Source organism: Lentisphaera araneosa HTCC2155 (genome assembly GCF_000170755.1).
Lineage (GTDB): Bacteria > Verrucomicrobiota > Lentisphaeria > Lentisphaerales > Lentisphaeraceae > Lentisphaera > Lentisphaera araneosa.
The window spans coordinates 286716-300166 of the sequence record NZ_ABCK01000007.1; the positions used below are offsets into that span (position 1 = coordinate 286716).

Here is a 13451-nt window from a genome sequence, read left to right on the forward strand (position 1 = left end):
ATTTACCTTTAAGTTTTTGCGGTCACAAAAATGATACTTTTAACCTGACCGGGAAAGCGTTGTTGAAGACGCATCAGTAATTCTCGAGAATAATAGCTTCTGAGCGAGTAAGTGTAGGTGGAATTATCGCCTTCGATAATCATCGCACCATCAGGGCGTAGAAACTTGGGGCGAGAATGTTCGACGAGTGGCCCGCTTACATATTGATCCCACTCTTCTTGTAGGATGCGTGCAGGGTTGTTGAGTTTTTTTTCGAATTTATTAACGATGTTATTGAGTGAGCCCTGGATAGGAGCAGAATCATTGCGGATGAGATGCGAGGCTTCGGAGGGGCCAAAAGCTGAACCAAAAAAATCGATAAGCGACTGTTCGCGTTGGCGTTCTTTCCAACCCAACTTACGCATTTCACCTGTGCGCCAGTTATGCTCTTCTTTTAGTTCATCCATTAAAGTTTGACTCGATTAGTTTTAGTAAAAAGTTAATTCAAAACTAGCATTTTTCTCTAAAGAATACAGCACGAACAGAATTAAACTTACTCACTACTAATAGCAAAAGAGCAGGGCTGGCCGTCTTCGGCGACAAATTCTAAGTGATATTTGATGAAATCCAGCTGAGCTTCGGCTTTGTGCGAAACATAGAGAATGGTCATGTCGGTTTCTTTAGCGAGAAAGGAGACTGTATTCATGAGAGCGGTGCGGTTGCGTTTATCGAGGCCTTGACAGGGCTCATCCAAAATTAAAATATTGGGCGACTTAACCATCGCACGAGCGAGCAGTACACTGCGTCGTTCGCCATAGGAAAGGTTTTCGAAGGAAATATCTTCTAAGTCTTTGAGCCCTAAAGTTTGCATCCAATCACGGGCAATTTGTAAATGGCTGGCATCCGCTTCTCGGTAGAGTCCGATTGAATCAAAAAAGCCAGAAACCACCACGTCGAGGGCAAAAATATTTTGGTGATACTCGAGTTGGAGTTCAGTCGTCACAATACCAATGCGTTTTTTGATGTCCCAAATAGATTCACCACTTCCGCGCTTACGACCAAATAAATAGAAGTCCTTGCCATAGCCTTGGGGATTATCTGCTGAAATAAGTGAGAGCAAGGTCGTTTTTCCGGCACCATTGGGGCCAGAGATGCACCAATGCTCTCCTGCGTTCACGGACCAAGTGAGTTGATTAATCACGGTTTTCTCTCCGTAGACAACTGAGAGGTCTTTCATGCGGATAATTTCAGTGCCTTTTTCAATGATTTCTGGACTGGTGTATGAGTCAGGCAAAGTTGTTGGTATGGGGGGAGGTTCTTTGAAAAGTCGCTCAAACTCACGCGAACTTTCTACGCGTGAGCGCGGTCCAGAACTCATAATCTGGCATTTATCTAAGCACAAAAGGTGGGTGCATTTTTCAGGGATTTGATCACTATCTTGAACACAGTTGATGATTTGTGTGGAGCCGGGCAGTGCATTGATAATAGCGCCGATTTGAACTTTGGCTTTTTTGTCTAAGCCCTCGAAAATACCATCGAGAATAAGGATTTGCGGATTCCGCACTAAGGCACGCAGGATATGCGCTTTACGCATTTCTCCGTTCGAGATGAATTTAATGCCTGTTTCGAGAAAATTATCAAGTTTGAATTGCGTGATTAAATCTTGGTCGAGTTCATAGCGATCTTCGCAAATGAATTCTTTTACTGAGCGACCTTTATCAAAGCCACCCTCGATGAATTCGGAGTCGTCATTCCAAGCTTCATAATCGAGACTTTCTTGGACAGCAGAGAAGGAAACTTCCTGGATTTTCTCGGGATTAATGAAAAATTCAATTTCCTTTCCTTGGTACCTTTGTGTGAGCAGTCCAACGAGTAGAGATTTTCCTGAACCATTGGGCCCAATAATTGTCCAATGTTCATGAGTTTTCAGTTCCCAGGAAAAGTTTTCTAGGAGGCGTTTTTGACGGAGTACAAGTTGAGCGTTTTCTAATTTTATTAAACAGCTTTTAATATTTGTCATGGTTGTCTTTAAACAATTGGGCTAGCTTAGCCGCCTCCTCTCTATAGTGTTGCACATTATCCCAAGCTAATTCTGGATGAATGACTTCATTTGGAACACCTTCGATAGCATTAGGGACTTCAAGACCAAATGATTGATCAGTAAAGTAACCGTTTTTTTCAATTGAACCATCTAAAACTGCGTCAATGATTTTTCGAGTTAAGGGCAAACTAATTCTTTCACCAACTCCATAAGGTCCGCCAATCCAGCCTGTGTTCACTAAGTAGACACGAGACTCATGTTGATCAATTTTTTTACCTAAAATTTCGGCGTAACGACGAGGGTGTAGAGTGAGAAAGGGTCCACCAAAACATGGAGAAAAATCGGGACGAGGTTCGGTAACGCCCAACTCGGTTCCCGCAACTTTAGCCGTATAGCCTAAGATGAAGTACTCCATCGCCTGTTCTCGATTTAAACGTGAGATAGGAGGCACAACGCCAAAGGCATCGCAACAAAGATAAATAATGACTTCGGGGTGGTTGCCACGGCTCACAGGAGAAACGCGATTATCGATGTGTTCGATGGGGTAGGAGACACGCGTGTTTTTTGTTTTGGAATCATCATCAAAGTCAATACTTTTGTCTTCTCGAATAACCACATTCTCTAAAAGGGCATTTTCTTGAATGGCGCCATAGATATCGGGTTCAAATTCTGGATTGAGGCGAATTGTTTTGGCGTAACAGCCACCTTCGAAGTTGAAAACGCCTTCATCATCCCAGCCGTGCTCATCATCACCAATGAGTTCGCGTTTGGGGTCAGTCGATAAAGTGGTTTTTCCTGTGCCTGAAAGACCGAAGAAGAGGGCGGTGTGGCCTTCTTTGTCCATGTTGGCTGAGCAATGCATGGAGAGGACACCTTTTTGAGGGAGCAGGTAATGCATGACAGAGAATATACCTTTTTTCATTTCCCCGCCATACCAAGTTCCTCCAATGATGGCCATTTTCTCTTCGATGTTAAAAATGACAAATACAGGAGAGTTTAAGCCGAGCTCTTCGTAGTCATCTGCCGTGATCTTACAGGCATTAATAATGGTGAATTCTGGCGTAAAATTCTGGAGTTCGTCATCACTGGGACGAATGAACATATTTTTACAGAAATGTGATTGCCACGCAATTTCGGAAATGATTCTAACTGATAGGCGGTTGCTATTATCCACGGCGCCTGCAAAACAATCTGTGAGGTAAATGTCTTTGTTCTCGTAGTGTTCCAGGGCACGTTTTTTTAGCGTATCCCATGTGCTTAGTGGGACTTCTTGGTTGACGGGCCCCACCCATAAATCATCCGTGGGAGTAAAGAATTTATCCTTAGGCGAGCGTCCCGTGAATTTACCTGTGTCAACGGTGTAGGCACCAAGCGTAGTGACCTCACCTTCGTGATTGTTGATTTCGTGTTCACGGAGCTCTTGATAAGAGAGGTTTCGATAGATGTTTTTGGGTTCAAAACCCAATTCGATTTGCATGACAGTCTCCTTGTTTGCAGGCTAATCAAACTTATGAGTTGAGTCTTATAAAAACAAGGCTAATTATGCTACTTAGAGTAAAAAGTATAATTTTTGCTTTTTTATCGAATAATATTGGGTGTTGAGAATAATTATAAGGGCGTAAACAATGAAATATTTTTTAATAAAAGTTGCTATGGCGGCATCAATAATTACAATGATCTCAATATTGATGAGTTGTAATTCAAGTTGTGGTGGTTGTTCAAAGTCTTGTAGTCAATCAGTGGTGAAAACTAACTCAGTAGAGAATCAGTAAGAACCACTCACTATGGACAAAAAGAAGGCTGAATCAAAATGATTCAGCCTTCTTTTTTTGCGAGTGGTGAGTTTACTTGATTAGTTCGCGCGTGAAGTCAAGAGACTTTTTAGCGAGGTCAAGTTTGTCGCCGAAGAGTGGACGCCAACGGTTTGCGCCTTCACGAAGACCTTCAACATCATCGGCAAAAGCTTCGATCACAATATTGCCATCATAGTTTTTGAGTGATTTGACTGCTTTCTTTGTCGCTTCCCAATCCACTAAACCTTCACCAAGAATACCACGGTGGCTCTCGGAGAAGTGCAGGTGATTAAAGAAAGAACCACTTTCGTCAAAGGCACCTTGGATAGAGTATTCTTCGATGTGAGCATGGTGAGTGTCGTAAAGAATTCCAATATTAGGTTCATCTACAAGTTTACAGTAATCCATCGAGTCTTTGGCACAGTTGAGAAGAATGATTTCGAAACGGTTGAGGAATTCTACACCAATGTGAACGCCTTTTGGAGCAGCATATTGGCAGGCTTCTTTCAGTAAAGAGGCAGAACGTTTGAATGATTCTTCCATCGAATCCTCAAGTTCAAATTGCTTATGAGCCGCATAGACTGGACCAATCAAAGTTTTTGAACCGAGGATTTCAGCTTTATCAATATTATCTTTGAGTTTCGCTAAACCTTTGGCGCGAACTTCAGGGTCGCTAGACATGGGATCTTCATCAGGAGCCACAAAAGTTGATGCAGAAGCCATGAGGCCAAGGCGATCAAGTTCAGCTTTCATTTTGCGATAATGATCATAGTCGCCATCCATCACGGGGATTTCGACGCCATCATAACCCATGTTTTTTAATTCTTCGAAAAGGTAAAATTGATCTTCGCTGACAAAAGTTGTCCAGAGAAGAAAATTGAGTGAGACTTTCATTTGAGTCCTTACTTGATTAAGAAATTATTTAAGTTAACAACAATGTATTCGTGTTTGTGAATGAATATTGCGCTATTTACACAAAAAAACCGACCCTAAGGCCGGTTCGCAACAAAAAAGTTAAATTATTTTACCATATAGTTAACGGCGTCTTTGAGAAGACCTTGGAATTCAGCTTGGTTCCATTCGCCGATATCGTGACCGAGAGAAAGACCGATAACTTTACTTTTCCCTTGGGGAACTTCCCACATGACGATCGCTTTAGCTTCTTTTTTTCCTTGTTTTTGAATGCCATTGAGAAGAGGCTTTACCTCTTTAGTCACGTAAAAGTTATTGTAGAGTTCGGCTTTAGTTGTCGTGTAGCCCTCTGCTTTAAGTGATTTAGTGGCATCGTGATCGCAGCATTTTTCTACTTTAATGGGAGCTTTAGGGCCGTGCTTAGTAGATGCTACACCAGTGAAGTCACCCCAAATTGGGAATTCTTTACCTGGGTGAGCTTTTTCCCATTTTTCTTTAAGACCATTTTTAATCGTCGCCTTGCCTTGTTCTTTGCCTTTGAAAGTCGCCCAAAAACTATGCATTGAACAGTGAATAACCATAGCCGGCACACCTTTCTCTCTAGTTTGAGCAATGACATTGGCGGCAGCTTCTAAGTCTTCGGATTTTGCAAAGCAGAAGTTGTAAACGACTGCATCATAACCTTCAGTGAGTTTTGGGTCGCGCAGTTTAAGGATTTGTGGATCGTGATCACCTGTTGAAACCGAGAGTTCCCATCCAGCTTCTTTAGCAACTTTGATAAAAACCTCTTTTTGAGGCGCATATTTATGCCATCTGCCCGGCTCATGAGTGAAATAAAGGATTTTCTTTGCATCAGCAAGAGTTGAGATGCTCATAAGAGCGAGGGCGAGTAGGATATATTTTTTCATGGGTTCTCCATAGGGGGTTATTAAATTGTTTTCAAAACTGTACTAGTGCTAACGAAAACAATCTCAACACATGGAGATGACATTTTTTGATTTTTTTTAGGTCACACCATAAGCAAGCATGGTGTCGGCTATTTTTGAGAAGGCGGCAATATTGGCACCTTTGACATAATCAGTGTAATCATCTGTTTCACCATATCGCACACATTTTCGATGAATGTTTTGCATGATCCCCAATAGTTTTTGATCCACTTCCTCGGCACTCCAGTGAATACGCATCGAGTTTTGAGTCATTTCTAAGCCGGAAACTGCGACGCCACCTGCATTCGCAGCTTTGCCTGGAACAAAGATGACTTTCGCAGCTTGGATAACATCGATAGCTTCTTTTGTTGATGGCATATTAGCTCCTTCACAAACCGCTTGGCAAGCATTGCTGACCAAGTTTTTTGCATCATTTTCTTCAAGTTCATTTTGTGTCGCACAGGGAAAAGAGAGATCAGCGGGGATAGCCCATGGACGTTTTCCTTCTAAGTATTCTGCTTTTGGAAATTGTTTTGTGTATTCAGAAATACGACCGCGACGTACATTCTTAAGCTCTTTGATCCATGTGAGTTTTTCTTCATTGATACCTTCAGCATCATAAATGGTGCCGCCGGAATCTGACATAGTGAGAACTTTAGCGCCCAGTTGAATCAATTTCTCTGCACAGAACTGAGCCACATTACCTGCCCCTGAGACTAAACATGTTTTGCGATCCAAATCATCTCCCGCATGTGAGAGAGCCTCTCGCATCATATAAACACAGCCATAGCCAGTGGCTTCAGGACGCATCAACGATCCACCATAATCAAAACCTTTACCCGTAATCGCTCCCGTGTGGCGATTATTGAGTCGTTTGAATTGACCATAGAGATAGCCTATTTCACGAGCACCAACTCCGATGTCACCCGCAGGGATATCAATGTCAGCACCAATATGGCGTGTGAGTTCGGTCATGAATGATTGACAAAAGCGCATGACTTCGCGATCAGACTTGCCTTTCGGGTTGAAGTTGGCACCACCTTTACCTCCGCCAAGAGGAAGGGTGGTGAGACTATTTTTGAAAATTTGTTCGAAACCGAGGAATTTGAGGATACTTAAACTAACAGACGGGTGAAAGCGGAGTCCCCCTTTATAGGGTCCAATGCAATTGCTGAATTGAACACGATAACCGCGGTTGACTCGCAAGTTACCAAGGTCATCTTCCCAACAGACTCGGAAAATGATGATTCTATCGGGTTCGGTCAGACGTTCTAAAACTCGCCCCACTCGATATTTATCATGATCGAGAATAAAAGGCATGAGGCTTATCGCAACTTCCTCTACAGCTTGATGGAATTCCAATTCACCTGGATTTCGCTTGATGAGACCTTGCATGAAATGTTTGAGTTCGGCATTAGATTGATTACTCATCTGGGGGTCTCCTAAATTTATGATTTAGGCAAATATATGCGTTGAGGTGATGAAACCCAATTTTCCCGTCGATCACTTCACATTAGGTAATTTCATTTTTTAAAAAGGGGACGAAGGTCTTGTTCGAGACTTACTGCAGGAGGTTTTGGCCAAGAGGAAGGGTGATCTGCGGGTTCGTAGGAGCCAGCGTGACTAAACCACAAGCTAAAATAAGACCGGTAAGAGTGAATAACCATACGATCAAAACCATCGAATTGTGCAAGCTTCTTTTCAAAATCCTGCATGGTGGCTTCGAAACTCCCTGCACTGCCATCAAAGCGACTTTTCTCTTCTAAGATTTGCTCAAACCAAGTTTCCATTGAAGCATCATAATTAAAGTGACTGAGATCATCAGTCTCAAAACCGATGGAGGCTTTTTTCTTTACTTCCGATGCATATTGACAGACCGCTTCAGACCAACGGTAAGCTACAGTTGGATTATCGTTGTAAGCCATTAAAGCCACATGATCTATCGTATCTAAGATGTGTTTGTAGAATTTTTTATTTGTTCCTTTCCAGTTTAAATCCTCTCGAATATAAGAGGGTTTAAGAGTTTGAGAGAAGATTAATTTCGGAGCCACATTATCTACATGCTCTTGCCCAACCGTGAGAAATTGTATTAAATCATGCCAGTTCTCGGACTTATTGGGTTCTTGGTCTGATTGAATCCCCGCAAACTTTGCGTCAGGGAATTTTTTATTGAATGCTGCAATGCAGTCAATAATATGTTTGATGCCCTCAATTCCAGGTTTTACTTTTTCGGGTGAATCGTTGATGTAGTACATGGCCCAAACTTGAATGCCCTTTTTATTGGCTTTGCGAATCAAATTGGCGAGTTGTTTTTCATGTTGAAGTTGTCCATCGATGAATTGTGACTTAGACCAATGCCAAGAACCAATGTAGAGGTAGAGCACGCGGATGGATTTATTGTGCGCGAAATCGAGCAGTAAATCATGACAGTTCTTATAGTTTTGATTCCAACGGGTATCTTTTTTTTCTCCATCCCACATTTTTTGTTTTGTGGGGGACCATACCCAAAGCGCTCTTTTGTTGGGGGTGTCAAACTGCTGCCAAGCTTCAGTAGAAGCTTCACCGCCAATAAGATTTATAGTGAGTGCTAATATTAGGTATATCTTTAAAATTTTATTCATTGCTATGCCTTTATAAACGTCTTCTTGAATATGAATGAACTTTAAAGCTTTTGTAGAAATTCCTTAGATATTATAATGTAAAAAAACTCCCCGCTGTTTACGCAACGAGGAGCCCGAGGACAGTTCTTATAATTTTAGTTCGAAGCTTGAGCTCTTGATAGGACGTAAGCTTTTTTCTCTTCGATTGATTTACCTTCCATGCCTTTACGGAAAGCTTCGTGCTTAGCTCTCATTTCATCTTTGAAAGCCTGACGTTCTTCTTCGGGTAAGTTTTTCATTTTTTCACGCATGGCATCTTTTTTTGCTTCGAAGGCTTCTTTGACCATCTTGCGTTCTTCTTCACTCATAGTATCCATCACTTGGCGACGTTCATCGTGACGTTGCTTCATTTTGGCTTTGATTTCTTCACGTTCTGATTCTGACATGCTTTCCCACTGGGCTTTCATAGCTTCGTGTTCCATTTTCTTTCCGCTATGTTTTTCGCGCATTTCCTTTTTAAAAGCTTCGCGTTCTTCTTCGGACATGTCTTTCATTTTTTCTTTCATGGCTTCGCGACGCTCTTCGTGATCCCCGTGTTTACCGCGAGGACCTTTTTCACCACGCTCACCTTTTTCGCCTTTTTTGCAGCTTTCGCATTTGCCTTTTTTCTCTTTACCTTCACGCGCAGTTTTTTCATTAGCATCGAAAGCTGAAGTCGAGAGGATAAAACCCATGCTCATCATAATTGTAAGGAATTTTTTCATTGTAGTTCTCCGTGTTTTATTAAGTTTTTGTTGTTGCTTAACTACTAATTCGGGGAGTTTTCATACTTTCTTACACGGATTGATAAAAAAATTAAAAAATAATTGTTTATATTTAACGAGAACTGAACTGATTTAAATAAACGAGAAAGATTATTAGATGTATTGTTCTATTAATTAGAGTAGCTAATTAGGATTTATTATGAGTCAAGAAAGAGTTAACAAGAGTCAAGTCTTATCGATGCAAGAAATGAGCCGCCGCCACTTTATGAAGTTGGGTATGGCGGGCATGGGAGCCATGAGCCTAGGAGTTTCTGGGAAGGAAGAAACTCAAAAAGGTTTTACCGCTTTTGAAGAATTGCCGGCGCGACAAGCTTCCGGTTTGCGTTTAGCGCAAGGCTTTGTTTATAAAAATTTATGCGCATTTGGTGACCCCTTAAAAGCGGGTCTAGAAAGTTATGATCCAAAAAAACTAAGTGCAGAAGAGCAAAAAAATCGCTTTGGTGGAGCTTGTGATTTTCTTCATGTTTTTGAGCAGAGTGCCGATGAAGCCATTATTTGCATTAATAATGAATTCCCTGAACATGGTCAGCACCCAGATAGTAAAGAACGAAAAAAAGCAGCCTATCATTCTGTGGGAGTTTCGGTAGCGGCTATCAAGCGTGATAAAGATAAGAATTGGGAAGTTAATCTATCCTCGCCTTATAGTAGAAGGATCACGCCGGAGACAAAAGCGGTGATTACGGGGCCCGCAGCGGGCCATGAGAGAATGAAATCTAAAGCGAGTCCTGATGGCATCGTTTCTGCAGGGACTCTAGGTAATTGCGCGGGGGGTTATACGCCTTGGGGGACTTATTTGACCGCTGAAGAAAATGTTCAAGGGTACTTTTCAGGAGAGATCAAAGGTCATAAAGAAGAGCCAAACTTCAAGCGCTTTGGGATGAATAAGAAAGGGAACTTTTTTGCAGGGATTGATCCTCGTTTTGATTTAGATAGTGAATATCAATCAGCCCTGCACTTTGGTTTGGTAGTTGAAATCGACCCGCTCAAGCCCAATGAGCCGATGAAAAAGCACTCTATGTTGGGCCGTTGTAAACATGAATGCGCCAAGGTTCGTGTACGTAAAGATGGCTATGTGGAGGTCTACACTAGTGATGATCAAGGCTTCGAATACATATATAAATTTGTTTCGGCAAAAAAATATAAAGAAGGCGATCGCGACTATAATAAAAGCTTATTAGAGAGTGGCGTTCTGCATGTTGCGAAGTTCGCAGAAGATGGCACGATGAAGTGGTTGCCGATGGTGCATGGCCAGGGGCCTTTGACCGAAAAAAATGGTTTCCGTTCTCAAGCCGATGTACAAATTGATTCCCGAAAAGCGGCCGACTTATTAGAAGCGACGCCCATGGATCGACCCGAGGATATTGATATCAATCCTAAAACGGGGAATATCTTTTTCTTCATGACCGGTAACCGTGGTCGTAGTGCGAGTAAATTAAATGCAGCTAATAAAGTGGAACAAGGTGCGGGGCATATTATTGAACTGAATGATCAAGGCGACGGGGGTGAATGGAGCTTCTTTGTCATTTGTGGTAAGTTCAGCGGTGATCCTGCGTACTCAAGCTTCTCTAAAGAGACGACTTTACAAGGTTGTTTTGTTTACCCGGACAATGGAGCTTTTGATCTCAATGGTGAATTGTGGGTATGTTCTGATGGTTACAGTTTTCCTGGTTTTACTGACGGTATGTGGCATTGTCAAAAGACTGAGGGGGGAGCACTTTCTAAACGTTTTGCGACACCTCCAAAAGCCGCTGAATTTACGGGCCCTTATTTTATGAAAAATGGTAAGGAGCTTTTTCTTTCAGTACAACATCCGGCGACAAATCCATCGGGCAGTTTTCCGGACTTTAATCATTTACCAGCGCGTAGCGCAGTGGTGGTGATCAGCAGAAGTTAAACGCGGGGGGAGCAAACTTCAAAAGCTTGTTGAAGTCCTTTGTATGGATCAGTTGTAGGCAGGAACTCGTGAGTTACGTAGCCTTTGTACATATTGTCCTTAAGAGCTTTTATCACGGCGGGGTAGTTGATTTCCTGCTGGTCATTTAATTCATTTCTACCGGGGCATCCGGCGGTATGGATATGTCCGATAATGTCGATGTTATTGTTTATTCGAGTGATTAAATCACCCTGCATCACTTGGACGTGATAGATATCGAAGAGCAGTTTAAAATTATCTGAATTGAAGTGGCGAATGATTTCTCCGCAGTACTCAACGGTATCTCCAGCAAAACCTGGATGACCTTTCATTTTTTCAGTCACTCGTGAGTTCAAAATTTCCATTTGGATAGTGATGCCCTGTTTCTCAGCATAAGGAAGAATTTTTTCGTAGGCTTTAATACAATTCTTAATGCCATCTTTTGGCGAAACTTTACCTCCACCATTGGGACTGCTATCATGGTAGCCGACAAAGGTAATGACAGAGGGGAAGCCAAACTTTTTGCAGAGGTCAATACGCTCTTTTAGTTTGGCAATGTTGGCATCGTGAAAATTTATATGATTCATGCCTTTAGTGAAGGGGTGCGAGGTGCTCAGTGAGCATTCAAGGCCAGCATCTTTGAGTTTCTGCCAGTGCTTGGGGTCGACTAATTCAATTCCTTGACAATTTAGTTTATTTGCAACTTCAATCATCTGATCAATTGACCAAATATTCCTATAGGGCCAGTAACAAAAGGATTTTTTAAAAGGATAATGATCTTGATTTTTAACTTGGCTTGAGAGGCATGAACTTGAAGCGAGTCCTGCAACTACGCCAGTTAAAAGTGAGCGGCGATCTATTTTTTCTTGACTCCCCATTTTAGGTACGAATTTTCCTTTTCAAGATGTTTGAATTGCTGAATGACTTCCTCATCGGAAGGTACTTTCAGTTGTATTCGCTGCTGAGAGAGTTTCTTGCGCATGTTTTGTAAAATACTTTTAAATTCCGGGTCTGAGGCGCGGTTAATATTTTCTTCAGGGTCATTTTTTCGATCATAGAGTTCCCACTCATCGGTGGTATAAAAATGAATAAGTTTGTAGCGACCATCGGTGACACCGCAGTGTTTTTGCACCAAGTGCCAGTCGGGGTAACCATAGTAATGATAATAAAAGCTCTCTCGCCAGTTTTCAGGCTGTTGTCCTTTCATGATGGGGAGAAGGCTGGCCCCCTGCATCTCTGCAGGTACTTTGACTCCGGCAACTTCTAGAAAAGTCTGAGCAAAATCAAGGTTAGATGTAATGTGAGAATCAACTGAACCAGCTTTGATTTTTCCAGGCCAACGCATCACGAGTGGAGTGCGCAGGGCTTCTTCATACATGAAGCGTTTATCGAACCAACCATGCTCACCGAGGAAGAATCCTTGATCTGAAGAGTAAATAAGCAGGGTGTTTTCTGCGAGGCCACTTTCATCGAGGTAGTTGAGGACTTCTCCAATTGAGTCATCAATTGATTGGACACAGCGAACGTAGTCGCGGATATAGCGCTGATAATTCCATGAGCGCAAAGCTTTCCCACTCAGCTTAGCTTTTGCGAAGGCCGCATTCTCCTCGTCATAAGCCTTATGCCAATTTGCGAGGTCCGCACCATCCAAGTATTTCGGAGGTGTGAGTTTTAAGTCGCCAGGATTCATGGAGTCTTTAATCATCATATCTTGTTTTTTGACATGACTCGCCTTGCCTTGATAATCGGTATGGAGGTTGGCGGGCTTGGGGAACTTCTTATCTTTAAAGGCATTCATGTATTTTGGGGAAGGAAGCCAGGCGCGGTGGGGAGCTTTATGTTGCATCATCAGCATAAAGGGTTTGTTGGGGTCGCGTTGATTCTTTAGCCATTCCATATTGAGCTTGGTGATGACCTCTGTTGTGTAGCCGCGGTGCTTAGTGGGCTCTCCATTACGGTTCATGACGGGGTGATAGTACTTGCCTTGTCCCCCATACCCCGTGATAACTTCAAAGTGATCAAAACCCGTGGGCAGACTCGCAAGGTGCCATTTGCCAATGACCGCAGTTTGATAACCCGCTTGGCGAAGCAATTTCGGGAAAGTGATTTGCCTGCCATCGAAGTACATATCATTTTTATAAAAGCCATTGAGATGAGAGTATTTACCGGTAAGGATAGTGGCTCGGCTGGGGCCACAAATGGCGTTGGTCACGAGACATCGGTCGAAGCGAATTCCTTCACTCGCGATGCGATCAATATTTGGGGTTGAATTAATTATTGAACCGTAGCTTCCTACAGCTTGAGTTGCGTGATCATCCGAAAATATAAAGAGGATGTTGGGCAGAGCTGCGAGGGCACTTAGCGAGACGCTAAGCAAGAGGAATATTGTAGAGAGTTTTGTCATCATGTATACCGAATTGAGTTCATCTTTGTAGTAATGAATAAGCTCTAGGAAGCAAAATGT

Annotated in this window: 11 protein-coding genes; 1 reads left to right on the forward strand and 10 read right to left on the reverse strand. The window is 42.5% G+C overall.

All coding sequences use genetic code 11. From position 1 onward, the window contains the following. Positions 1–8: 8 nt before the first annotated feature. From LNTAR_RS09525 to LNTAR_RS09560, 8 genes are all read right to left on the reverse strand, one after another. Complete coding sequence (locus tag LNTAR_RS09525) at positions 9–446, reverse strand: DciA family protein (protein WP_007278479.1); 438 nt, start codon at positions 444–446, stop codon at positions 9–11. 86 nt (positions 447–532) lie between these two features. Further along, a complete protein-coding gene (locus LNTAR_RS09530) occupies positions 533–1999 on the reverse strand; it encodes an ATP-binding cassette domain-containing protein (RefSeq protein WP_007278480.1) in 1467 nt (488 codons plus the stop codon). Next, a complete protein-coding gene (pckA, locus tag LNTAR_RS09535) occupies positions 1986–3497 on the reverse strand; it encodes a phosphoenolpyruvate carboxykinase (ATP) (RefSeq protein WP_007278481.1) in 1512 nt (503 codons plus the stop codon). The genes LNTAR_RS09530 and pckA overlap by 14 nt, the downstream gene beginning before the upstream one ends. Before the next feature lie 367 nt (positions 3498–3864). After that, entirely contained in the window at positions 3865–4707 is an 843-nt protein-coding gene (locus LNTAR_RS09540; RefSeq protein ID WP_007278482.1) for a sugar phosphate isomerase/epimerase family protein, read from the reverse strand. Positions 4708–4832: 125 nt separating this feature from the next. Beyond that, positions 4833–5633 carry a ThuA domain-containing protein gene (locus LNTAR_RS09545; protein WP_007278483.1) on the reverse strand — a complete coding sequence of 267 codons (801 nt, stop codon included), beginning with the start codon at positions 5631–5633 and terminating at the stop codon, positions 4833–4835. A gap of 96 nt (positions 5634–5729) precedes the next feature. Then, on the reverse strand, positions 5730–7082 hold the full coding sequence (gene gdhA / locus LNTAR_RS09550) for an NADP-specific glutamate dehydrogenase (RefSeq protein ID WP_007278484.1): 1353 nt from the start codon (positions 7080–7082) through the stop codon (positions 5730–5732). A 92-nt stretch (positions 7083–7174) separates the two neighbouring features. After that, entirely contained in the window at positions 7175–8272 is a 1098-nt protein-coding gene (locus LNTAR_RS09555; protein ID WP_007278485.1) for a hypothetical protein, read from the reverse strand. A gap of 134 nt (positions 8273–8406) precedes the next feature. Then, positions 8407–9015, reverse strand: a complete 609-nt coding sequence (locus tag LNTAR_RS09560; protein ID WP_007278486.1) for a hypothetical protein — start codon at positions 9013–9015, stop codon at positions 8407–8409. A 199-nt stretch (positions 9016–9214) separates the two neighbouring features. Here LNTAR_RS09560 and LNTAR_RS09565 point away from each other — a divergent pair, with 199 nt between their 5' ends. After that, positions 9215–10969: a PhoX family protein gene (locus LNTAR_RS09565; protein WP_007278487.1), complete on the forward strand. Its 1755-nt coding sequence runs from the start codon at positions 9215–9217 to the stop codon at positions 10967–10969. Here LNTAR_RS09565 and LNTAR_RS09570 read toward each other — a convergent pair. Together LNTAR_RS09570 and LNTAR_RS09575 are read right to left on the reverse strand one after the other, a co-directional pair. Further along, positions 10966–11865: a TIM barrel protein gene (locus tag LNTAR_RS09570; RefSeq protein WP_007278488.1), complete on the reverse strand. Its 900-nt coding sequence runs from the start codon at positions 11863–11865 to the stop codon at positions 10966–10968. The two genes, LNTAR_RS09565 and LNTAR_RS09570, sit on opposite strands and share 4 nt — an antisense overlap. After that, the gene (locus LNTAR_RS09575; protein ID WP_157473441.1) at positions 11844–13394 is read right to left on the reverse strand and encodes a sulfatase family protein; all 1551 of its coding nucleotides are present in this window, start codon (positions 13392–13394) and stop codon (positions 11844–11846) included. Before LNTAR_RS09575 ends, LNTAR_RS09570 begins: the two co-directional genes overlap by 22 nt. Positions 13395–13451 lie beyond the last annotated feature (57 nt).